This is a genomic window from Paenibacillus sp. FSL L8-0494 (assembly GCF_038003695.1).
Classification (GTDB): Bacteria; Bacillota; Bacilli; order Paenibacillales; family Paenibacillaceae; genus Paenibacillus_AQ; species Paenibacillus_AQ odorifer.
Map to the genome: position 1 here is coordinate 4,029,207 of NZ_JBBOPQ010000001.1, position 24,477 is coordinate 4,053,683.

At 43.2% G+C, this 24,477-nt stretch carries 14 protein-coding genes and 2 pseudogenes; 2 read left to right on the forward strand and 14 right to left on the reverse strand.

The window, feature by feature from the left end; genetic code table 11:
• Positions 1-11 precede the first annotated feature (11 nt).
• The 7 genes and pseudogenes from NYE35_RS18355 to NYE35_RS18385 all read right to left on the reverse strand — a co-directional run.
• The gene (locus NYE35_RS18355) at positions 12-1,067 is read right to left on the reverse strand and encodes a glycoside hydrolase family 76 protein (RefSeq protein ID WP_076275421.1); all 1,056 of its coding nucleotides are present in this window, start codon (positions 1,065-1,067) and stop codon (positions 12-14) included.
• A 33-nt stretch (positions 1,068-1,100) separates the two neighbouring features.
• On the reverse strand, positions 1,101-1,988 hold the full coding sequence (locus NYE35_RS18360) for a carbohydrate ABC transporter permease (RefSeq protein ID WP_038571680.1): 888 nt from the start codon (positions 1,986-1,988) through the stop codon (positions 1,101-1,103).
• A 33-nt stretch (positions 1,989-2,021) separates the two neighbouring features.
• Positions 2,022-2,909 carry a carbohydrate ABC transporter permease gene (locus NYE35_RS18365; protein WP_036688088.1) on the reverse strand — a complete coding sequence of 296 codons (888 nt, stop codon included), beginning with the start codon at positions 2,907-2,909 and terminating at the stop codon, positions 2,022-2,024.
• A 64-nt stretch (positions 2,910-2,973) separates the two neighbouring features.
• Positions 2,974-4,278 carry an ABC transporter substrate-binding protein gene (locus NYE35_RS18370; protein WP_036688089.1) on the reverse strand — a complete coding sequence of 435 codons (1,305 nt, stop codon included), beginning with the start codon at positions 4,276-4,278 and terminating at the stop codon, positions 2,974-2,976.
• A gap of 44 nt (positions 4,279-4,322) precedes the next feature.
• The gene (locus NYE35_RS18375; RefSeq protein ID WP_341121830.1) at positions 4,323-5,588 is read right to left on the reverse strand and encodes a glycoside hydrolase family 125 protein; all 1,266 of its coding nucleotides are present in this window, start codon (positions 5,586-5,588) and stop codon (positions 4,323-4,325) included.
• A 245-nt stretch (positions 5,589-5,833) separates the two neighbouring features.
• Positions 5,834-7,018, reverse strand: coding sequence for a GntR family transcriptional regulator (locus tag NYE35_RS18380; protein ID WP_341121831.1), 1,185 nt, complete (start codon positions 7,016-7,018; stop codon positions 5,834-5,836).
• Positions 7,019-7,227: 209 nt separating this feature from the next.
• Positions 7,228-7,371, reverse strand: a pseudogene (locus tag NYE35_RS18385) (VOC family protein); the annotation flags it as partial.
• 230 nt (positions 7,372-7,601) lie between these two features.
• Here NYE35_RS18385 and NYE35_RS18390 point away from each other — a divergent pair.
• On the forward strand, positions 7,602-9,296 hold the full coding sequence (locus NYE35_RS18390) for a M3 family oligoendopeptidase (RefSeq protein WP_036688094.1): 1,695 nt from the start codon (positions 7,602-7,604) through the stop codon (positions 9,294-9,296).
• A 77-nt stretch (positions 9,297-9,373) separates the two neighbouring features.
• Here NYE35_RS18390 and NYE35_RS18395 read toward each other — a convergent pair whose 3' ends face one another.
• Complete coding sequence (locus NYE35_RS18395) at positions 9,374-12,127, reverse strand: glycoside hydrolase family 2 protein (RefSeq protein ID WP_341121833.1); 2,754 nt, start codon at positions 12,125-12,127, stop codon at positions 9,374-9,376.
• A gap of 143 nt (positions 12,128-12,270) precedes the next feature.
• On the opposite strand from NYE35_RS18395, the gene NYE35_RS18400 reads away from it, so the two are divergent.
• Positions 12,271-13,203: an ArsR/SmtB family transcription factor gene (locus NYE35_RS18400; RefSeq protein WP_235219558.1), complete on the forward strand. Its 933-nt coding sequence runs from the start codon at positions 12,271-12,273 to the stop codon at positions 13,201-13,203.
• Positions 13,204-13,332: 129 nt separating this feature from the next.
• On the opposite strand, the pseudogene NYE35_RS18405 reads toward NYE35_RS18400, so the two are convergent.
• From NYE35_RS18405 to NYE35_RS18430, 6 genes and pseudogenes are all read right to left on the reverse strand, one after another.
• Positions 13,333-13,706 (reverse strand): annotated as a pseudogene (locus NYE35_RS18405) (iron chaperone).
• 19 nt (positions 13,707-13,725) lie between these two features.
• Entirely contained in the window at positions 13,726-14,100 is a 375-nt protein-coding gene (locus tag NYE35_RS18410; RefSeq protein ID WP_036688100.1) for a DUF4180 domain-containing protein, read from the reverse strand.
• Positions 14,081-14,620 carry an ankyrin repeat domain-containing protein gene (locus NYE35_RS18415; RefSeq protein ID WP_341121837.1) on the reverse strand — a complete coding sequence of 180 codons (540 nt, stop codon included), beginning with the start codon at positions 14,618-14,620 and terminating at the stop codon, positions 14,081-14,083. Before NYE35_RS18415 ends, NYE35_RS18410 begins: the two co-directional genes overlap by 20 nt.
• Positions 14,621-14,781: 161 nt before the next feature.
• Entirely contained in the window at positions 14,782-19,368 is a 4,587-nt protein-coding gene (locus NYE35_RS18420; RefSeq protein WP_341121839.1) for an Ig-like domain-containing protein, read from the reverse strand.
• A 208-nt stretch (positions 19,369-19,576) separates the two neighbouring features.
• Positions 19,577-20,668, reverse strand: a complete 1,092-nt coding sequence (locus NYE35_RS18425) for a response regulator (protein ID WP_076106173.1) — start codon at positions 20,666-20,668, stop codon at positions 19,577-19,579.
• A gap of 3 nt (positions 20,669-20,671) precedes the next feature.
• On the reverse strand, positions 20,672-23,782 hold the full coding sequence (locus tag NYE35_RS18430) for an ATP-binding protein (protein WP_143759092.1): 3,111 nt from the start codon (positions 23,780-23,782) through the stop codon (positions 20,672-20,674).
• Positions 23,783-24,477: the final 695 nt, after the last annotated feature.

Consider the following 24,477-nt stretch of genomic DNA (forward strand, 5'->3'; position numbering starts at 1 on the left):
AAGAACTCACCTCAAACCTGTTCCTTAGTTAATTCAGCCATCTTCTCCAGCAGCTTGATCGCACTAAGCTGGGAGCTGAGCTGAATTACACCAGCAGTGGACGAAGTCCAATCTGTGCCAAACAACACTGTGTCCTCTGACTTTCCTTGTTCCCAGAGACATTCTGCATTCGCACGCAGGAAATCAACAGCATCAACTGCTGCTGAATCAGCTTTAACCCATTCAGCTGTATAGCGAATCAGGATCCCTTTAAACAGTCCCGCATCACCATTCCCTTCATCTGGCAGCACACCTCCCTGAGAGTCAGCAAGTTCATGGGCTGCGGCGGCAAAGGTTAGGTGAGCATCCTCTAAATATTCTTGCTCTTTAGTAATACGGTACAGTTCAACTGCTGCGCCAATGAAGACGCCTTGATTGTAGGAGTATTTCCAATCCTTATCGATCTGGCCATTGCCAGTGCGATTCATGCCATCCCATACAAAACCCGTTGCCGGATCTACCAGATGCTCTTTTTGCCATCTGTATATTTTTAACGCCCATTCAAGATTGCTAGCTTCACCAAAAGCTTGATACAAGCGTGCCCCAAGTATAGCTGCCGGTGCGTTGGCTGGTGTATTTTTATAATCCAACTGTGACTTCTGCCAAGCAATCCCACCGCCCATATGCTCGTTCCAACCTGTCTGAATGTCATTCCATAAAAGAAGGGCTGTATCTTTATAACCTTCCACTCCTGTTGCTTGATATGCACGAAGCCACGCGAGAGCCATCCATTCCATATCATCATACAACTCATTTGGCCATACTCCACCATTTCGCTGAAGCAGACCTTCATGAAGTGCGGAAAGCCTTTCGGCATACCAGTTCTCTCTAGTCCGCTGTAGTCCATCTACCAATACATCCACAGCATGAGCCATCCACCAATAATGAAAAATCGTGTTGCATTCTCCATTTGGACAAGGTGTTTCTATATTGTACATTTTGATCGCTTCATTCCAGAATAATGAATCCAATGCAGCTTGTGCTTGATTCGCCCGTTCCTCCCAAATCCCTATCTCCAATTGGTTCATATAGACTCTCTCCCTGGTTCGATTTTTGTTGCATTAACCCTTAATACCACTAAAGGCTATTCCCTGTACAAAATAACGCTGAAGCGCTAAAAACAACACCAATATCGGCAAGATTGCTACTAGCGCACCAGCCATCATTGGACCGTAGTCTGTTTGAAAATTATAAGAAAAAGCTTGAAGTCCCATTTGAATCGTTGCTTTGTTGGGATCATTCAGCACAATCATTGGCCATAAGAAACTGTTCCAGCCCGCTTGGAAGGTAAAGATACTTAAAGTAGCCAACGCTGGTTTAGTCAACGGCAAATAAATCCGCCAAAATATTTTAAACTCTCCACAGCCTTCGATCCGGGCCATTTCCATCATGTCACTAGGCAAGGTGAGAAAGAATTGCCGCATAAAGAACACAGCAAAGGTTCCTGAAGCGCCCGGAAGAATAATCCCCCAGAATGAGTTCATCAGCCCGTTACCCCCGCTACCAAAAATATCATTGCCTCCAAAAAGAGGAATATGGCGCATAACATAAACCGTGGGGATCATCGTCACAATGCCTGGTATCATCATCGCCGCAAGCAGCACGCGGAATATTGGCTTATTGAGCTTAAAATTCAACTTTGCAAACGCGTATCCACTGATGGAACCAAAGAACAGATTCGCCAGTACACCCGCTACTGCAAGTACAAGCGAATTCCAGAAATAGAGCGCAAACGGAACCGTAGTAAATGCCTTACGATAGTGTTCTAAGGTCAAATGTGAAGGAAACCACCGGATGGGCATGGCGAATATCTCTTCGTCAGGCTTCAAGGATGTAAGAACACTCCAATAAAAAGGTAGAAACATTACGATGGCAATAACAATGCACACTATATAATAGATAGTTTTACTTAAGCTTCTTTTTAATAACGAACTTCCGCTAGTATCCATACCTCTATCCCCCTTCTGCATGGCAAGCCCGGCTTATACAATGGACTCCTCCGCCTTTGTGATCCGCATGTTTATAAGTGAGAATATGAGAATCGCCACAGCAAGCACAAATGCTTGTGCAGACGCATACCCCATTTGCAATTGATTAAAGCCCTGCTGATAGATCAGATAAACCGGGGTCTTTGTCATATTCGCCGGACCCCCCTGCGTCAGCACAAAAGCTTGGTCGAACAACTGCAACGCACCAATGATTGACATCGTACTGACAAGAAAGGTCGTTGGTCGCAGCTGCGGCCAAGTAATAAACCGGAAACAAGCCAGCTTATTAGCACCGTCCAGCCGTGCAGATTCGTACAAATAGTCAGGCACGCCTTGCAGACCTGCCAAGTAGATAATCATATTAGAACCTACTGACTGCCAGAGGGTAAGCATAATAATGGACAACATCGCTGTTCGTGTCTCGGATAACCAAGCCGGACCTGTAATCCCAACATAAGACAACAATCCGTTAACCAAACCAAATTCAGGATGCAAAAGCCAGATCCATACCGTAGCTGCAGCAACAGCGGATGTAAGGGTAGGCAGATAATTCAGTGTGCGGAACAACTTTACCCCACGCCAGGATCGACTAAGTAGAATCCCGAGGAGAAGCGAAATCAGAATATTAAATGGAACGAAAATGATGGAATACAGAAATACATTTCGGAATGTTTTCCATAACAAACTGTCCTCTATCAAACGGCGATAGTTATCAAAACCGATCCAATCGTTTCTACTAAGTACATCGTAGTTGGTAAAGCTTAAATATAGCGCCATTACCACGGGGATGACCGTGAAAACTGTAAACAGCAATACCGTGGGTGTAATAAACAGATAAGCCGTCCGCGCCTGATGTTTCTCTAGCTTTCTGATGGAAGCCATTTCAGCTACCCCCTCCTAAGCAAAAGGGAGGCGAAACCTCCCTTCACTTCAAATGTCTTACTTATTACTTCACTACTTCATTATCCTTCAGCATTTTGTCGCCCTCTTCTTGTGATTTCTTTAAGGTCTCATCAATGCTCATCTTGTTTTGCTGGTTAAGCTGCAAATTAGGGGCCAAAGCATCAGTCTCCATCACGGAATAACCAGGGTGGTTCGGACGAACCTTAGCGAACTCCAGCGTTTCCAGAAACGGCTGCCACTTTGGATCATCCTTGAAAAATGGATCTTCCATCGATGGCTTATAACCCGGCAGATTTAGACTCGTCTTAGCCCAGAGCAACGCGTTATCCTTGTTCGCTGTCCACCATTTGATGAACTCCCATGCCTCTTCTTTATGTTTGGAGCCTTCTGGAATCACTAGACCAAATCCACCCATGACACTGCCTTTATCACCATTTGGTCCGGCCGGAGGAGGAACGATTCCATAATCCAGATCTTTACCATATTTGTTATAGGTGCTGAGCATCCACGGACCGGAATACAGCATAGCCACTTTACCTGTGACAAAAGCATCTTGCCCTTCACCAAGTCCAAGTTCGAACCCTACTTTATATACCTTATCCTTGTTCATCAATCGATCCCAGAACTCAAGCACTTGCTTGCCCTGCTCATTATTAAAATTGGTCTTTCCATCTTCTGTAAGCATGGTGCCGCCAGCCTGTTGGAGATACATATTAAAAAGTCCCAAATCCCCCATAGAAAAACCTGCGGTCTCCAATTTATTTCCATTCCATTTGGTTAGCTTCGTAGCCGCTGCCTCTAGTTCATCCCAAGTTGTTGGAGGCTGAAGTCCAGCCTCTGCGAGCAGCTTCTTATTATAGAAAAGAGCACGTGCATCTACCGTAAGCGGCAGCCCATATAATTTGTCATCGTATGAAAGCTCCCGTAGCGATTCGCTGTAAAAATCATCTTCGGAAATGCCGTCACGCGTTAAGTATTCATCTACCGGATGCAGTACATTTTTCGGAGCATACAGCGAAGTTCTCCAACGGTCCCAAAACAGTACATCGGGAGTGCCACCATTGGTCGCAGAAGTTAGGAATTTGGTAATCATATCCTGTTGCAGCACATATTTTACGTGAATTTTATCCTGCGATTTATTAAAAGCATCCACCATGGTCTCGAATTGCTTCTGCCCCTCACCGCCCCAATCTCCCCAGAAGGTAAGCTCTGTCTTTTTCCCGGTACTGCTCCCAGCTTTGCTTGTGTTTCCGGTCTCTTTGTCCGCAGATCCGTTATTACCACCGCAGCCCGCAGCAAGTGTAGTAGTCATTACCAAAACAATGGAGGTAACCAGCCATTTTTTCATGTTCTCTATCCCCTTTAGAGTCGATTATAAAAACCTTGTTGGTCTCAACCGCGCTTAATTTGCCTACCACAGCGCATGAGTACAAGCTCACAGAACATCATGTTTGCCCAAGAGAACCATGGACGTGTAAATTCATCAGGATTATCCACATGAAACCCTTCATGCATAAATCCAGTTCCAGCATCCGTCTTCTCCAGCAGATGAAGTAAGACCTCCTGTTCCTCTATGCTGACAGATGTCATTCCCTGTATCGCTAAAGCTATGGGCCAGATATACCGATTTGGCGTATGCGGACTTCCAATGCCAGCAGCCTCTTTTCCTGCGAAAAAATAGGGATTAGTGCTACTTAAAATAAGTTCACGGGTATTCTTATAGATAGGATCATCAGCACTCACATAACCCAAATAGGGAATAGAGAGAAGACTCGGTACATTTGCATCATCCATAATATTCACCTGTCCCAGACCATCAACTTCATAGGCATAGACCGCCCCAAACTCTGGATGTTCTACAATTCCATACTCACTTATTCCCTTATTAAGCTGGTCAGATAGTTTCCTAGCTTTCTTTTCCAGCTCCTGATCACCTAAAATCTCACGGGCAATTTCACACACATATCGTAAAACAACCACCGCGAACATATTGGCTGGAACCAAATACCCATATTCACAGGCATCGTCACTAGGACGAAATCCAGACCAAGTCATTCCGGTATAAGCCGTCAACGTCCCTTTGCCTTCTCGAGCTAACGTATCCGTGGGCGGACAGTTCATCCGTTGAAAAAGATATTTTGAATCGCGCTCATGGTTCTGTTCGGTAGTCCATAATGTTATGATTCTTTCTATGCCCGTTACAAATGACTCATTAAACTGACTTGTGCGACCCGAATTCTTCCAGAGCAGATAACTCAGTTGGATTGGATAACATAACGAATCAATTTCATATTTTCTTTCCCAGACTCCCGGGCTCATCTCTGTCAGATCCTCTTGGTGACCATGCCCACTTTCTTCTTCATTGAATGCGTTAGCATAAGGATCAAGCTGGATGTAAGTAAATTGTCTACGTACAAGTCCCTCAATCATGTCTGCAATTTCTTCATCTTCGGAGGCAAGGATTAGGAAAGGTCTGACCTGTGCGGCGGAATCCCGTAGCCACATCGCTGGAATATCCCCGGTAATAACAAAAGTGCTTCCGTTTGGCATTCGTTTTAAGGTTGTGTTCCAGGTGTTAGCCATACATTTCTCGAACATGTCGGCTAATTTCGGACGATCACTCAGCTGTGCTTTTACGCTAGATGCCAGTTTTTGCATCGACTCGGGTATTTCTCTAGTTGCTTTCAGTTATAATACCCCCTTTTTCTTTTGAGCTTTGAAGCGCTTTCATTGATTAGTATATTGTCATGTAATTGGTATGTCAATATGTTTATTTATTATAATGATATATCAATACATCTATAAAGATAAATATATTTCTAAAATAAATAAAAAAACCCATCCATAAAGATAGGTTTTCATAACAACTAATATATGTTTAATTTGGATAATAACCCAAATTTCTATTTAGAGACGGATTGTTTAGCAGAGCTTGTTGATTCACCAGAAATCAACTCAGCTTCCAGCATTATCTTATTGGACACACTTTGCCCGTTCATAATTCGCAATACATTTTCTACTGCGAGTCGCCCCATCTCTTCTTCATTTTGCCGTAAATGGGTAAATGCATAACCCGAACCGAGTGGAGTTGGCGGACTATCAAAGCAAATGATCGAAATATCTTCTGGAATCCGTAGCCCAAGTCGTTGGACCGCAGTTCTAGCCAGCAGCGCAATATTATATTCCACAGCAAAAAGCGCTGTTATTGTTGGATTCTTTTGCAAATGAGAAATAAGCCGTGAAATGTCATGTTCAATATTCTCATCGTTGAAGGAATCCGGTAGTGTTGAGGTCAAATCGCTGACCCACAATCCCTTGTCTACAGCTATCCCCCGCTCCGCATGCGCTTGAATAAATCCTTCTACCCGCTCTTCAAGAGCTGTGGTATCCGCTGGAGGTGGAGAGAGAATGGAGATGTGAGTATGCCCGAGATCAAATAAATACTCCGTACCTTTGAGTGCAGCCTGCATATTATCAGTACTGATCGATGCTGCTGCCACTCCTTTTAAATGGCGATCTACCAGAACTAGCGGGAAGCGCCCTATCACCAATTTTAGAATCTCAGCATTAAAAAATTCGCCTTGAGCCGGAAAAATGATCAGACCATCTACACCTAAGCTGAGCAACTTCTGAATAGACTTCTCTTCGTTCTCCGGGACCCCAAAGGTTCTTCTTAAAACCAGAAAACAATCATTATCACGTGAAGCCTGCTCCATGCCATAAATCAAGCCTGTGCCATAGCTGTTGCCAAAGTCGGTAATAACCAGACCGATCGTCTTTTCCTCATGGTTAAAGGAATTGAAAACAGTTCCGTCGGAGACCGTCCCCGGAGATATCGCTGATTCCATGTAATCGACTGCTGGATCAGCCACAAATGAACCTCTTCCAGGTTTTCTCACAATTAATTGTTCCGCGGCGAGCATTTCCAGAGCTTTTTTACTCGTAATCCGACTAACATTATAGGCTTCAGCCAGTTCTTTCTCAGAGGGAACCCGTTCGCCTTGTCCATAAGATTTATTAAGGATAAGTTGCTTCACTTCATCAAATATTTTTTCATACATCGGTTTGGATGATGTTGTCTCACTCATGACTTTCGTTATCTCCTGACTCTAATTTTTTCATCTTATACATAATAATATATCATGATATATTAAGTTTGTCGACATTTGTGCTGGTGCTGTAAAAAAAGAGGGAGGAAGGATGTATGGTGTAAAGTGGAAAAATACAAATATTCATATATAAACAGAGATAACCCGTATTCAGCGAATGCGGGTTAAATAAAGGCTTAGTAATAGATAAGCTGTTGAAAGGCAACTGCTCCATGTTCAAATTCGTTCCCAATGATCCCTTTGGTCGGGAATCCTAATCCATCCCTGTAAAAAATCAAAGCCCTCTCCAGATCGTCCACACCTAGTGTTATTACTGTAATCCGGGGTTTCATCTATATCGAGCCTCCTATTTTCGCTTCATTACATTGTACGGATGCGCTCATAAATTGCATTTCTACTATATTCTTAGATAATATCAAACCGTATTTCATCTAACAAGTTTTTACACTTTTGTCCATTTGTTCTTTTTTTATTCAAAAACAGCTAACACAGGTCTATCGTAAATTGCTGTTCAGAATATATAATAGAGACTATCTGGTATAGAAAGGAAGTTGAATAGTTAATGAAATTTAATGATTATCGCTATGAGCGCCCGGATGTAGAGAAGTTCAAACAGGATTTTAACAACCTGCTTAAAGATCTCAATGACACCGAGCCATTAGAAGTGCAAAAGGCTTCCGTTACCGCTATTAACAAGCTTCGCAATGAGTTTGACACGCTGCAGACATTGGTTAGCGTTCGCCATTCGATCAATACAACAGATGAATTCTACAAGGCTGAACAGGAATTCATGGACGAAATTGGGCCTATCGTTCAAGAATACATAACGGACTATTACAAAGCACTCGTCAATTCCAAATACAGAGCCGAATTCGAACAAGAATGGGGCACACAGCTGCTTCAGCTTGCAGAAGTAGCTCTGCGTACTTTTAGTCCAGAAATCATCGAAGATTTACAATTGGAGAACAAACTCTCTACAGAATACGCTCAGCTTATCGCGTCCGCTAAGATTCCATTCGAAGGCGAAGAACGCACACTGACTCAGCTTACTCCTTTTGAATTGTCCACGGACCGTGATATGCGTAAACGTGCTTCACAAGCCAGATATGATTTTATGTCTGAACATGAAAGTGAATTTGATCGAATCTATGACGAGCTAGTTAAAGTCCGTGACCGCATTGCTAAAAAGCTTGGTTACAGCAACTTTGTGGAGCTAGGTTATGACCGGATGATGCGGACCGATTATAACGCCGACATGGTAGCCAACTTCCGCAAACAAGTTCTGGAGCATATCGTACCCGTCTCCCAACAGCTTAAGAAACGGCAGACTGAACGTCTAGGCCTGGATGCCTTGAAATTTTATGACGAGAACTTCAGCTTCAAGACTGGCAACGCCACTCCTAAAGGAGATCCTGACTGGATTGTAGCTAACGGATCAAAGATGTACAAAGAGCTCTCTCCGGAAACTGATGAATTCTTTACTTTTATGTTGGATAACAATCTAGTGGATTTAGTAAGTAAAAAAGGAAAGCAAGGCGGCGGCTATTGTACTTACTTCAGCCAATACCAGGCACCTTTTATTTTCTCGAATTTCAATGGAACCTCAGGGGATATTGATGTCTTGACCCATGAAGTGGGGCATGCCTTCCAGGTGTATGAAAGCCGAAATATTAATGTACCCGAATATGCTTTTCCTACTTATGAAGCCTGTGAGATCCATTCCATGAGCATGGAGTTTTTTGCTTGGCCATGGATGGAATTGTTCTTTGAAGAGGATGCAGACAAATACCGTTTCAATCATTTGGCAGATAGCCTTCAGTTTATTCCTTACGGAGTTACTGTAGATGAATTCCAGCATTTTGTTTACAGCAATCCTGAAGCAACCCCTGCTGAACGTAAGCAAGCATGGCGAGAAATCGAGAAAAAATATTTGCCGCACCGCAATTATGAAGGTAATGCTTATCTGGAACAGGGTGGATTTTGGCATAAGCAAGGCCATATCTTCGCTTCCCCGTTCTATTACATTGACTATACACTAGCACAGCTATGTGCCTTCCAGTTCTGGAAACGCTCAAATGAAGATTTCAAATCCGCTTGGAGTGATTATTTGGAGTTATGTCAAGCCGGAGGAAGCAAATCCTTTATCAAGCTAGTTGAACTTGCGGGCCTGACTTCACCTTTTGAAGATGGCTGCATTAGCTCGGTCATTGGGGAGATTGAAAGCTGGTTAAACAGCATTAATGATAAAGAACTTTAATAATACCTTGCAGTACCGATAAAAAAGCAATCCCTGCTTCTTAGCTGGAATTGCTTTTTTTTGCACATCGAGGTTATTTAGCGATAACGAATCAACAAGTCCAGTGGATAACGACCTGCATTACGGCCATACAAAGCTAGCCCGCCGTCCTCTGCTTGCAACTCCAAACGAAAAACACGATTGCGATCCAGCTTCGCTGCTAACTGCCCCGGTACACTTGCCTTGCATAGGTAGCCGTAAGATCCAGCCTCATCCAGCTTATTCGCTATTGGCTGATAATGCCAAGACAAAATCCCTCTGCTATCAGCCGGATCATCCGGTAAATAGAAAGAACCAATCCGCTGTTCATCCACCAGAACGTTCACTCGGGAAGGATGACGCTCTTCATCCGTCATATAATACGTATTCGGATTATATTCCACCCTCGCATCTGCCCCATGCATAAGATCAAGGCCCATATCATTAAGCTTCGTACCTTCAACATGCCGCGCCAGCAATCGTTTAGCACTTGCTTCGAACATGATCTCAATCTCACCAATCATCGATTTATCTGCTGCATCTGGCAGTGTAACCTCATATACATAATGACCTTGCCCAGCACCATTAATCTTAGATCCTTGGATAGCATCCCATTGATGCTTAAAGTTATGTTCGGTATAAGCTCCCACTGGAATTTTTATAAATTCTCCTTCACCTTTAAACAATGCAGTGTTATTACCGCCTCTTACATCGAAAGTAATGAAATTCCGCGTGATCACTTCACCCTTCTCATTAATCAGAGAAACAGCAAGTATTGCAGCCGCCTCCTGACCAGGCATTGTAATGTTCAAAGAAGGAAGTATAGTGTTTCCAAAGTTATCCCATTTCACAGACATATGTCCACTTTGCGCAGTGACCCGAGTCCCCAAATTGTCGTACCACAGTTCCCATTTCAGCTTCAAATTATGACCGTGATAGCTGTCCGCGAAGCTGGAACCTAGCAAAGGTACTTTAACACTCTGCCCTGCTTCTACTGTCTGGCATGGAGGAGCATCTATCACGATAAAATCTGGGGAATGCAGATCCGCAATCGTCATCCCGGGAACAAAATCCCCATATCCAAAATCCTTATCGCTCCCGTCTAGCCGGTAATAACCATTGAACTCATTCGTAACATCACGGAATTCTGTAAATACGAATCCACATAGCTTATCATGCCGCCGGAATTCATTCATCATATAGCGGTAATGCCATGCCAAATCACTGTCCCCTGCACCACCTTCGATCCCCCACACGTTGCCGCATTCGCTGTTCATTAGAGGTGCATCAGACTGTACGTTGCCGCCAATACAGTTAAACTCCGACCCTGGGAATGTTTTATCTACAACCTCATTCATGTGGGCTTGCAGCTGCTCGTAACCATTAATGTAAAAGTGCCATGTATTAATATCCGATTCCACATGATCATAATTACAAGGCGAGTTATCCTCAACAATTCTAGTCGGATCAAGCTGCTTCGCCCAGCGATATTTCTCCCGCACCCATTCCTGTGTCTCTTTAAGATAACTACTCTGCTGCTGTACATCACTTGTGAGGCCAGCCTCCTGAGCATCTGTCTCCAAACCCCAGGTCTCATTGAACATAACCCACGAAAAAATAGATGGATGATTATAATCTCGTTCAATCACCTCAAGGGCTTCACTCTCATAGGAGGCTCTGGCTTTGTCATCTGGATTACCCCAGAAACAAGGCATATCTTCCATAACAAGAATGCCAAGCTTATCCGCCCAATACAGCTTACGGGGTTCTTCGGGCTTGATATGAATTCGCACCATGTTTAGTCCCAAACGTTTCATTAGATAAATTTCATCCCGCATGTCTTCATCCGTTGGATAGGTGAAATAACCTGTCTTGTGATAGGACTGATCAAGAGTGCCGTTCAAATATATCGGCTTGCCATTTAAGGTGATCCACCGATAATCACGATCGTCAAAGCGGGCAGTCTGAATTTCGCGAATTCCAAAATAAGTGCTGACTGTATCTGTACCAAACGATCCACTAAGCTGCAGTTCACCTTCGTATAAATAAGGAGTTTCTGGACTCCACAAATGCGGATTGGGAATATCGATAGACAGCTTACATTCGTTCTCCCCTGCTATAAGCTGCAGCTTCTCTGTATGAACAACGGAATGATCAGCGAATTGCAGCGTAAAATCTGCCGAACCCGTTTCATGCGAAATTATTCTTGTAGTTACCTTCACCTGTCCATCTATACTGGTCACAAACTTTGCATCTTTCATATAAGTTTCGGGGCGTGCTTCAAGCCATACAGGCTGCCAAATTCCACGGATTTCTCCATATCCTTGTTTGCCCCGCGCTTGATAAGCATGATCGAAATCCTCAGCTCTTACGACAATATTATTCTCACTGTTAGCTGCCCAGTAAGGTGTAACATCAAATTCAAATGAACCATATCCACCTTGATGTGAACCTACATGTTCTCCATTTATCCACACATCACATGAATAATCTACTGCCCCAAAACGTAAAAACAATCGTGTTTGTTGGTCGATAGCCTGCCCATTCACGGTGCGTCGATACCAGCCGATTCCTTGTTGATCGCAGCCAATTCCGGATAAGGGACTTACCCAAGAAAAAGGTACAGTGATCATTGAATCGTAAGCGATTTCAGGATTGGAGTACCATAACGCCTTCATACCTTCGTTGTTCGGATCAAAGTTAAATGACCATTGCCCATTCAAATTCATCCATTCCTGACGTTGCCAATGTGGATGAGGGTGTTCAGATCGAGGAATCTCAAGTGTCTCAGAAGCTAATATAGAAGTTGTCATTTGGCGAGCACAGCCTTTCAAAATAAGAAGTTGAGCCCATTTTAGCACCAGTATATGATTTTCGCAATGTTTATTATGATTTTACAATATCCATTCTTCATTGTACAATAACCTCAACCCATCCTAAACGAAAAGGAACAAATATGATGAATGATATTTCACAAGAAACGATACGTTATCCCGCGTCACGCATTTTAGATGTAGCTAAAGCACTGTCTGGTGACGTCCGCGTCCGCATTCTTGAAGCCCTTGGCGAAAAGCCTATGAGTGTCAGTCAATTAGCTGAGACGTTAGGTGTAGCTCAGCCAACCATATCTATCAATGTGCAGACATTAGAACAGGTTAATCTTATCTCGTCTACGCAAGGAGCAAATCGCGAAAAAATCTGTGCGGTTACCTGTCGCTCTATTCATCTCGATCTCCCTTCGAAACTAGGGGATGGCCTGCATCAAACCGAGGAAATACATATGCCCATCGGCATGTTCTCCCGCTGCTCCATACAACCGTCCTGTGGGATGGCTGGAAAAGATGGTGGCGTCATTGGCTCCCAGGATGATCCAAGAGCATTCTACATGCCTGAACGAGTCGATGCCTCACTCTTATGGTTCGCGGAAGCGGGTTATGTCGAATACTATTTTGCCAACCCCCTGCCTCCAGGCGTCGAGTTGGATGAAATCCGCATTTCGGCAGAAGTATGCTCAGAAGCCCCTTCGTTCCGAGAGGATTGGGCCAGTGATATCAGCTTATCCATCAATGACCAGTTAGTCGGGACTTGGACTTGCCCCTCCGATTTCGGTAACCGCAAAGGGAAGCTGACCCCTGAACGTTGGAGAAGTGGAACTGAATATGGAGCTCTTACTACATGGAGTGTCTCTAAATCGGGCAGCAGCTGTAATGGTTCTCTCTCATCTTCCACTACAATCAGCTCTTTAAAGCTGGCGTTTAATGAACCTATTCGTGTACGTTTTGAAATTCGGGAGGATGCACTCAATAAAAGAGGATTAAATCTGTTCGGAAGTGGGTTTGGGGACTATGCCCAGGATATTATACTGGCATTCGTACGACGTCCGCAATGAGGATAGAAAGGCAAGAAGTGCCTCGTAAGAGGATCCAAATGTTCACTAGCTTCAAGAAGAAGATCAACAATGGATACACACTTCCAGCCCTAGCCAGACGTACAACTCTATTTCATACCAGTAGACGCCTTATTTTGCTTCAACTTTTTTTAGATTCTCAGAGACTCTGAAGGTTACAATCTTGCTAATTAATTCATAAGGCATAGGCTTATCAATGGGGAATTGAACGGAACCTTTAGCACCTTTATAGCCTGATAATTCATCTTTAAAAGCATTAATTCCACTTGGTGTGGGGTAGAATCCAATATGCTTGGGATAAGCAGCGAAATGCACCAAATTTCCGTGTAATGCAAAAGTAGGCATCTGATAGTTTATTTTTTCCTCTGCTTCCGGTGCCGCCTCTTTTATCACCTTTCTTAACGTATTAGGGATTTCCTGAACCTCAAGCGAAAACCCGGAAATATAGGCATCGATCGATTCATTGTGATTTTACTTTCATCCATGATATATCTCCTCTCTGGATCATCTCCACGATTTGCATAAATGAAGGGCTGCTAAAGCCTCAGCTTCAGTACTTTTGAACAACATCTTATCGCCTTGATTGCATTCGTAAATAAAATCATTCAGACTTTTGCTGTTATAGCTTGTAAATTCTCCTACGATAGCAACTCTCATCTGATAGTTTGTATATTTTTGAGCAATCTCACCAGCAATTCCAGACTTTAGCTCGAAAAAATCATCCGTAATCTGTTCCTTCCTCAGAAGCATTTTATCGCATCCTTGGTATTTCACATTCATCATTAAGTCTAAGGCATCCCTTACATTATTGATAATGATCTCTTCTCCAGAGATTATAGCTACCGTTGAATCATTCTTATCATCCACTGTGATTTTCATTCAAGACTACTCCTTTTCCGCGGAGAAATTCTGCAACATTATGATTACTCTGCTTAATCGCAACCGACCATACAGATTCACCACTTTTAATTTTAGCAGAAATGTCGGCGTCATGTTCGATTAACAACTCTATTAGTTCTACATTATCCGTATGAAAAGCAGCAGAATGTAGGGAAGTATATCCATCACTATCAAATATATTGGTCTTGGCCTGATGTTGCAAAAGAACCCGGATCACCTCCATATTTCGCTCAACAGCAATTGCCGCATGTAATGCTGTGTTGGATGGAATATAGCTGATTTGGGAATGTGACACTGCATCAATGTCAGCACCATAGTCTAACAAAACCTGAACAGCTTCCACTTTACCAAAATGCGCGGCATAACCAAGCGGTGTAAGACCCTCGTTATTCTCCATATTCGCAAGGTACGGATGAGCTTCCAGGATTTCTTTCAGCCGTTCTACATTGCCTGATTCTGCTGCCTGAAATACATCATTAATGAGTGGATTTATTTCCATAGATTTCGCCTCTTTTCTAATTATCGTATAAACGAGCTAAGTTATTTTTTCTGGATAACTAGCCATTCTCCTGCTTGGCTAACCATAAAAAGAAAAGAGGACTCGTTCAATGTTCTTTGAACGAATCCTCTGTCTTCATCACAATTCTGGAGCTTAGTAGATTAAATTAAATCCGACTTTTCAAGTAGCCGCTTCACGATCTCTGCAACCTCAGCTCTTGTCATATCATCTTTTGGAGCAAGCCCTTTACTGCTTCTTCCCATGATAATGCCTGCCTGCAAAGTGTCAGTAACTCCACTGATCGCCCAGTTAGAAACCTCACTACTATCTGTAAATGGAGCTAACAAAACGTCAGCCGATTGAACAGAAAGCTTAGTCTGTAGCGCTGTAATTTTCATCGCTTTGGCGATAATTAACATCGCTTGTTCGCGGGTAATATGTTCATCAGGGCGGAACATACCATCTTCAAAACCATTGATTAATTGATAAGCAAATGCTGTGTTGATCGCACTGTTATACCAATCCGTGGTCTTTACATCTGAGAATGGTGTTGCAGCTTGTTCCATCTCAAGTCCCAGACCGCGTACAACAATCGCCGCAAACTCTGCACGGGTAATGGCTTGATCCGGAGTAAATTGACCATTACCTGTTCCCTCAATGACTAATCGAGAGCCCATATCGTTCACTGCCTCTTTTGCCCAGTGATTAGCCACATCACTAAATTCAAGCGGATGCCAGATTACTGAGTAAGTACCTCCGCTTAAGCTGTTGATAGTAGCAAAATATTTGCCATCAATTACAACCACTTTAGTAGGTACATGGTGTACCGAACCTTCGGAATCAACATACACTCCAGTTGTAATCTTGTTCGGGTCCATCCCCTCAGGAATGGCTATGGTACGTTTAACATACGTATTGAATTGGGAAAGTTCAATACTCTTATCTCCGTAGATACCTCTGGCCGTAAAATTAACTGGCGCGGAAACTAATGAAAAGGATCCTTTTTGCGCAGCTGCTTCTAAAGCTTTAACTTTATCGGCTGTAGGGGCGCTAATTTCAATCTGTATCTTAATATCTTGCAAAGCTACCGACTTGCCGATTTGCTCGTTCAAAGCGTCAATATTAATTTGCTGAGCAGGCAGTGTAAATGTCGCATTTCCTGTTTTGATCTCAAGAATTGCCTGATTACCCTGCATATTTTTAACCATTTGTCCGTTTAGTTCGCCAACTATAACATCAGATTTACTATTTGCAGCGATAGAAACTACCGTACCTTTACCTTCAGTGGCGAGCTTGTCCTCTAGCTTCTTCTGATCTAACACAATGGTGGTTAACGTTTGCTCATTCCGTTTACCATTCGTTGCGGTTCCCACTGTTTCCGCTTTACCATTGATTAGGATGGAAGCATCATTTACCACAGGTGCCGGAGTTGCTGATGGGGTTGGTTGCCACGGAACAACAACATCACCACCAGATGAAGTGCTAGGAACAACTGCATTGGACTCAGCAGAGGATTCGCTGATGCCAGCTTTATTGATTGCCTGTATCGTGAAGGTATAGCTTGTTCCATTCGTCAAACCACTGATTGTCAGCGGACTTCCAGTTCCCGTAACCGTCAAACCTCCCGGATTAGCAGTTACAATATATCCTATGATTTCGCTGCCTCCATCGTTCACCGGCGGTATAAAGGTGATGATTGCTTGACCATTCTCTGCAGTTGCAGTTACAGATGTTGGAATTCCTGGTGCTGTAACTGGCTTAACAGGAGCCTTCACAGTGACGGTTGTAGAAGCCGTATAACTTCCATCTTTCGTCGTTACCGTAATGATGGCTGTTCCCTCACCAATCGGAGTTACTACTCCATAAACAACCTTAGCTACTGTCTCATCGCTGGAGCTCCAGATCACACCTTTATTTGTCGCATTAGCAGGTGCTACTGTAACTTGTAGATTACCGTCGCCTTCACCCACCGTTAAGTTAAGTTCTGTATGGTCTAAAGTCACCCCAGTTACGATAACGCTAGGTGGCTTAGGAGCGGCTACATTTACTGTGGTTGAAGCCTTAAAACTTCCATCTTTGGTCGTTACCGTAATAACTGCGGTACCCTCACCAACCGGAGTTACTACTCCGTTCACAACGGTCGCGACTGTCTCATCGCTAGAGCTCCAGATCACATCTTTATCCGTTGCATTGGCAGGCTCTATTGTTGCTTTTAGGAGTCCATCAGCTTCACCAGCTGTTAATTCCAGTGTCTCCTGATCTAGCTTCACTCCAGTTACGTCCACAACCGGCGGGATTGGAGCACTCACATTTACTGTGGTTGAAGCCTTAAAACTTCCATCTTTGGTCGTTACCGTAATAACTGCGGTACCCTCTCCAACCGGAGTTACTACTCCGTTCACAACGGTCGCGACTGTCTCATCGCTAGAGCTCCAGATCACGTCTTTATCCGTTGCATTGGCAGGCTCTATTGTTGCTTTTAGGAGTCCATCAGCTTCTCCAGCTGTTAAATTCAGTGTCTCCTGATCTAGCTTCACTCCAGTTACGTCCACAACGGGTGGGATTGGGGCACTCACATTTACTGTGGTTGAAGCCGTAAAACTTCCATCTTTCGTCGTTACCGTAATAACTGCGGTACCCTCTCCAACCGGAGTTACTACTCCGTTTACTACGGTCGCAACTGTCTCATCGCTGGAGCTCCAGATCACGTCTTTATCCGTTGCATTGGCAGGCTCTATTGTTGCTTTTAGAATTCCATTAGCTTCACCAGCTGTTAAATTCAGTGTCTCCTGATCTAGCTTCACTCCAGTTACGTCCACAACGGGTGGGATTGGGGCACTCACATTTACTGTGGTTGAAGCCTTAAAACTTCCATCTTTGGTCGTTACCGTAATAACTGCGGTACCCTCTCCAACCGGAGTTACTACTCCGTTCACAACGGTCGCGACTGTCTCATCGCTAGAGCTCCAGATCACGTCTTTATCCGTTGCATTGGCAGGCTCTATTGTTGCTTTTAGGAGTCCATCAGCTTCTCCAGTTGTTAAATTCAGTGTCTCCTGATCTAGCTTCACTCCAGTTACGTCCACAACGGGTGGGATGGGAGCACTCACATTTACTACAGACGAAGCAGTAAAACTTCCATCAGTAGTCGTTACCGTGATGATCGCTGTTCCAACGCCAACTGGAGTTACCACTCCGTTTACAACGGTTGCAACAGTTTCATCACTAGAGCTCCAATTTACTGTTTTGTTCGTGGCATCAGCAGGTGTTATTACGGCACTAAGTGTGTCCCCTGCTTCTCCTTGCGTTAAACTCAGTGATGGTTTATCCAAAGACACTCCGGTTACGATTACATCCCCCGTATTGTTTACGGTCACATTAAAAGTGTAGGTGTTGTTTAATGTTCCATCACTTACTTTGACTGAAATCACACTGGTGCCAAAAGCATTCGCTGCGGGTGTTATTTCTAAAGTTCGTTGCTCACCACTTCCACTTATTTTCAGTCCATTATTCGGAATTAAGAGCATATTCGAGGAAGTAGCTGATACTTGTAGGTCATCTCCATCCACATCGAGGACCTTAAAGGATCGTGAGACCGACTTGTTTTTATCGGTTGTAGTATTCCCCATAAAACCTGTGTCCTGCTTCCAGGTTGCCCCAGTAATTGTACCGTTCTTAAGGGGAAGACCAGAAGTATTAATAGCGACATTCCCATCATTGCTATTCGCTAATTTATAGTTTAAAGCCAGATTAGGCTCCGAGCCTGTCAAGTCGACATTCATTTCTCGAACAATATCACTTTGGGTCTTGGCTTTACTCCAGAACCTCACGTCTCTCATTCCACCGTTATAATCTCCGTCCTGTCTCCACGTGCTTTTTCCAAGCCAGTTATTCGGACGTGCAACGTTGCCTACAGTACTTAAATCCATAGCCCCTTCTGCCTTAAGTACACCATCCCAATAAATCCGTCCCTTTTTCTGACTGTGATCATAAACAATCGCGACATGAACCCATTTAGAAATCGGGAAATCCTCAGTGACATTAATATCTCCCTTATTAGTGTAGGCAGTGAAATTCATCCGTTTGCCGTTAAAACCCACAAAAATATTGTGGTTCTGCTCTGCGATCGATGATTCAAAAAATCTCATCCAGGTCTGAAAAGCATCTACCTTCAAAAATCCTTCAACTGTAAAAGAATTCCCATAAATCCGTTGATCCGGGAAGGTCACATAATCCCCGTTGCCGTCAAAACTAAGATAGTCCCCACCATTTAGTTCTGTCAGATAAGGTGCATCGTTCACTGGATTTACAGTAATTACGGCTATACCCGGATCTGAGCTGAACGCGGCAGATACTGTGGTATTCGCATTTTTTTGATAATTTTGATAACCTGATGCTGTCGTATCCCATAGCTTAAAGCTAATGGAAGCAGTTCCGTTCCAGTCTTTAGCCGGGACAAAACGGATTTTCTCCGATTTCAGCAGCAGAAAAGCATTACTGTTCGAAACCGGCTCGATATTATACCAAATTCTTCCCACCGTGTTGTAATACTGCCAGGCCCCTTTGGTATTATCTAAAGCTACTACAGCAATCCCTGTTAACTCTGGATCCGATACTTTTCCTGACAAAAAGCTGGCTACCTCAACACCTGCGTTGGAATAGTCATCTTCATTGATGGACGTTATTATAGCTGGGCTATTCTCGATCCAACCGAAACTAGCTTTTGCACTTATGATTGGAGTTTGCATAGGACCCACCCCCTGCACCACAAGTCCAGTACATAAAGAAATACTAATGCCTATTTTCATAAATGATGGCTTCAAACTCTATTTCCCCCTCTAGCATAAATCATGTCATTAATTCGACAATAATCGAGAGTATTATACAAAATTAAGATAAACAAAAAATAAACAAAAAAAGAACCCTCGATAACCATCCATTCGAAGGTTCCTTCCATTACAATAACTTCTGTTTCATTAACGCTTTGAGTTTAGGATCGGGTGTTGTTCCGAGCTCTTGCTGCAACATCTCTTCCAATTGGCCAAATTTCCGCTGTGCTTCATTCATTCTCCCTAATTCAATTAATAAGTTGATGATTTCATGATAGATGTCCTCTCGCAAGGAATCTAATTTTAATATTTCTCCAAAATAATGCAGTGCTTGATGCTGCTGATTCTGCTCTAAATGAAATCTTGCAGCCAGCTCCAGCAATCCTATATATTCATGCTCGAGTCTCCGGGTCCTGCTACTAGCCCATTCATAAGCTTTTCCTTTGAGTAATGCTCCTGAGTATAAAACTTCTGCTTGAATCATCCATTCAACATGTCTTTCAGAGGTTTGCCTGATTTGCTTTAACAATCGCTCAAATTCATACAGATCACAATAAATGCTGCTCTCTACTACATGAATTTCGTTCCTGCTTGCTTTTATATAATTGGCGCCGATTGCTTTTCGAATATAATACAGCGTCGAGTTCAGATTCTTCCATGCTTTTTCAGGCTCCAATCCGCTCCACAACGTGTCGATAATTTCCTCCCGGCTAACCGTTCCTTTACTAACCAGAAAAGCAAATAATTCTTCTGTTTTTGGACTTCTCAGCTTGATTAGCTCTCTGTTCTGCGTTCTGCGATACACTTTTAAACCATTAAATAAAAAAACTTCTAACGTAGGCTCAGCCGTTGTATTTCGATTCATTTTTTTGAGTTTCTCTAACGTCTTAGACAACCGCTCCGCAGTTACAGGCTTCAAAAGATAATCCACTGCACTTAGGTCAAAAGCCTGCAGCGCATACTCATCAAATCCGGTTACAAAAACCACATCTATCGATTCATCCAATTCATGCAAAAGGCTAGAAAGCTTCATCCCATTCGTCTCAGGCATAGAAATATCCAAAAAAGCTACATCTATCGGTTGGGCCTTCGCAAAAGCATAGGCTTCCGCTGGATCCAAAAACGTCTCATAGACTTCAATCTCTCCGCTCTGCGATAAGATCCGCTTCAGGCGTTTTACCGATAACTCCTCATCATCTACAATAATCGCTCGCAGCATGCCTTAACCTCCCATCCGCTTAAGCTGCTGTATTGGAATTTCAAAAGATACCGTTGTGCCTAATCCTTCAGCACTTTGAATATGAATATTTGTTCCATATAACAGCTTTATGCGCTGACTGATATTCCACAGCCCCACCCCTCTTTTATCTACATCTGACTTCATTACTTCTTTCAATTTATGCTCACTCATTCCAGATCCATTATCCTCCACAATAAAGCTAATCAGCGAATTCTCTAATTCCTTTACAGATATATTTACCGTGCCACCCCGCAAATTGGACATTAGGCCATGCCTTATTGCATTTTCGACCAAAGGCTGTAGAATCAGCGGAGGAATCCGGTAATCCGTATTTACTCTCACATCATATTCCACATTTAATCTGGCACCGAAGCGTGCTTTTTCAATATTGATATAAGCCTCTACCAGCTCAAGCTCATTCTCCAAACTCGTTAGTGAATCCAGTTGTTTGAAATCAAAGCTGCTTCGCAAATACTGTGACAGCTGCAGTGTCAACTCTTCGGCCTTCTCTGGTTCTTCCACACATAGTTCAGCAATTGAATTCAGAGCATTGTATAAGAAATGAGGTTTGATCTGGGATCGTAAAAAAGCAATTTCAGCGTCTTTGGCAGTCTTCACGGAAGCTCTCAATCGGGTCAGACTTTTAACACGTGCCATTAGCTCTTCAGCTTCAAAAGGTTTTCCCACATAGTCATTTGCACCGTTATCCATGGACATCTTCATATCGCTCACCCTGTTCTTGGCCGTCAACATTAACACAGGCAGCTCAAAAGGAGTAAATCTCTCTCTAATCTTTTGCAGAACCTCGTAACCCGAAATGTCCGGCATGGTAATATCCAGTACCACCAGAAAAAAATCTGTGTTTTTCGCTAGCTCCTCAAGTGCCATCTGTCCGCGATTAACAACCACAATAGAATATTTCTCTAGCTTAAACAGATTGATCATAGATTGCAGATTGGCAAAATCATCGTCCACTACTAAAATGGGCTCATCGATCTCGCCTTTGATATAAAGGGGATAACCACCATGGGAGAAACTTAATTCTTTATAAGAATGTACCGCCTTAAGGGTAGGTCTCGTGATTGGCTTAACCGCTTTATCCCACCGTGGAAGTGTAAAAATAAACACCGAACCTTTTCCCACTGTAGATTCCACAGCTATGTTCCCGCCATGCAGTTCTACTAGCTTCTTAGTAATACTTAATCCGAGCCCTGTTCCACCATGACTATGAATCTCCGCCTCATCCACCTGCTCAAAAGCTTTGAAAATACGCTCCTGCATTTCCGGTGAGATTCCCAAACCTGTGTCTGCCACACGTACTTCCACCCACTCCTGAATAACTCTGGCACTAATCTCTATTTCACCCTGTTCCGTAAATTTAATCGCATTATCAACCAAGTTGTGGAAAATTTGAATCAGGCGATTGCCATCTGCATTCACCATAGGGAAATTCGAAGCGACTCTGTTAACGAGCAGGATCGACTTTTCTCCGAGCAGAAAAGAATGAATGCCAATGACGGAATCAACAACGGCTTTCAAATCCAGTTTGCTTTTGTATAATGTGATGTCTCCGTACTTCATTTTGGAATAATCGAGTAGTTCATTTACCATATGTGTTAATCTTCTGCCGCTCCCGATTACGATCGCTAGATTCTGCGCTTGTTTTTCATTAACTGGACCCTCAACCCCATCCAGCAGCGTAGCTGTAATGTTCACTATGGCATTCAGAGGTGTTTTTAGTTCATGTGAGGTGTTGGAAAGGAATTCATCTTTAATTTTATCCAGCCCGATCAACTGGTTTTTCATCTCGTCTATGGTATGGTAGGCTTCAAAAAAACGTAGAACAATCAGCACGATCATGATGATATTAAAAGCCACAATGTAAAACTGTCCGAGCCAAAGGTTCTCTTTTATAGATAGAGCAAACAGAATAATATCTATGGAATATAGATTAATAGCTAGAATCGCCATAAACATCAGCAGCAATTTGATTCTATTTACTTCTGCGCTTCTGATATACAGGGTGGCCACTCTACATAACATCCAAATTAACATCAGCTCATATAAAATAATCACATACGGATAAATGACCGTGTAAGAACGAATCGGCAGGATGGCGACCAGAATTATAAAGCTGCCTAAAACAATCGTTATGGCTTGAGTGAATTTTAAAGATATTATGCTTTTGTGCATTTGGTAAAAAAATATTGCGAGCACAATAAAGCAGGAGATGGAGCTTATATCCTTTACTTTGTAGAGCATTATGAACGAAAGTTTAGGGAAAAAGAGTAAGAGTGAACGCTCACCGATCAACCCATGATATATCGCAAACAGCAAACAAATAGTCGCAAACACAAGTAAAGAGTAATCCTGCTTACGGTATAAGGACGCTGCCCCAAAGCAGATAAAAAAGATAAGGGCAAGTGTGCCTAAAATAGCAACGGTGCTAAATTCACGGGCCGTACTCTTCTGCTGAACCTCCATCATTGCTGCTTCCTCACCAAAGGATAAAGAAACCGGAATGCCCCCATTTACATAATCGAAGTTGGAGACTTGAATTATGATTTCTACATCTCCCTTATCAGACGAAAAAAGCCCAATCTGCGGGATATTCCCTGACCGATAATCAGCTTCATTAGCAGCAGGATTACCATCCTCAATAACTGACTGTCCATTAACAAAAATCCTGCTTGAAAAGCGGATATTTGTTTTTTTCAAGGCGAATACCCCACTTACGGGCAGGTTTTTTAGAACCATCCGATAGGTAGCAGAACCGAAGGCGGGTAAAGGGCTTCCATTAACGATGTTGCCGTTCCACCGGGAGGGCACCTCCATCCAAGCTGAAGAAGCAGGTATATCTGCGCTACCCGCCCTAAAATGCTCAGGAGTTAATAAGTGATTCCAATAAAACTCCCATTCACCGTCTAACTTGATAATCTTATCCTGTTCGTAATCCCAAGCTGCGAGATCCATGACTCCATGCTGCACTTGCAGGTGACTCCCTTGTTTATCGTGACCCATAAGAATGGATAGAGGAATCGCAGATAATAAAATTAAACCAATCAGATAGATAAGTAATGTCCTTTTGAGCATCGTATCGGCCCCTTTTATGGAAGAGTAAAGCTGCAGCAATCACCAGGGCCATCCTGCAACACGTGTTGAAGAGTAAAAAGTTTAGATGAACATAGATAATTCTATAAAATTTTCTAATTTCCTTCACAATTCGACAAAGTAATGGGCCTTTATTAGGATTTTTTTCTGAAAAAGCGGGACTTGTATGAAAAGATGGTCTGATATGACCATGATGAGTAGGATGACGGTGTGAGCACGATGAGTAGGACGACGGTATGAACATGATGAGTTTAATGACGAAATGAAAGGACCAGTTGGGCGACTTGTGCTACTTTGGCAACTCGAATGTATCTGCCGCGCGCATGCGGACTCAGGAGACCTTATTTGCTGAAAAATGAGGGTTTTGCCACGCTATCGGACTCAGTTGCAACAATTCGCTCATAACTACCCCATTTTGAGTCGATTTGCAGCTAATAAGAGCTATGCAGTCCGTAACTTTTGGAATACGAGCGAAAATGTACGAATAGCTGCAATACGGTCCGTTCATGCTGGAGTTACACGACTTTGGGACATGGAAGACATGGACACAATGATAATCTGACGACTTGGACTAGATAGACAATTCTGACGTCGTTGGGAACTCTGAATACTTACACCGCACGCATGCGGACTCAGGAGACCTTATTTGCTGAAAAATGAGGGTTTTGCCACGCTAT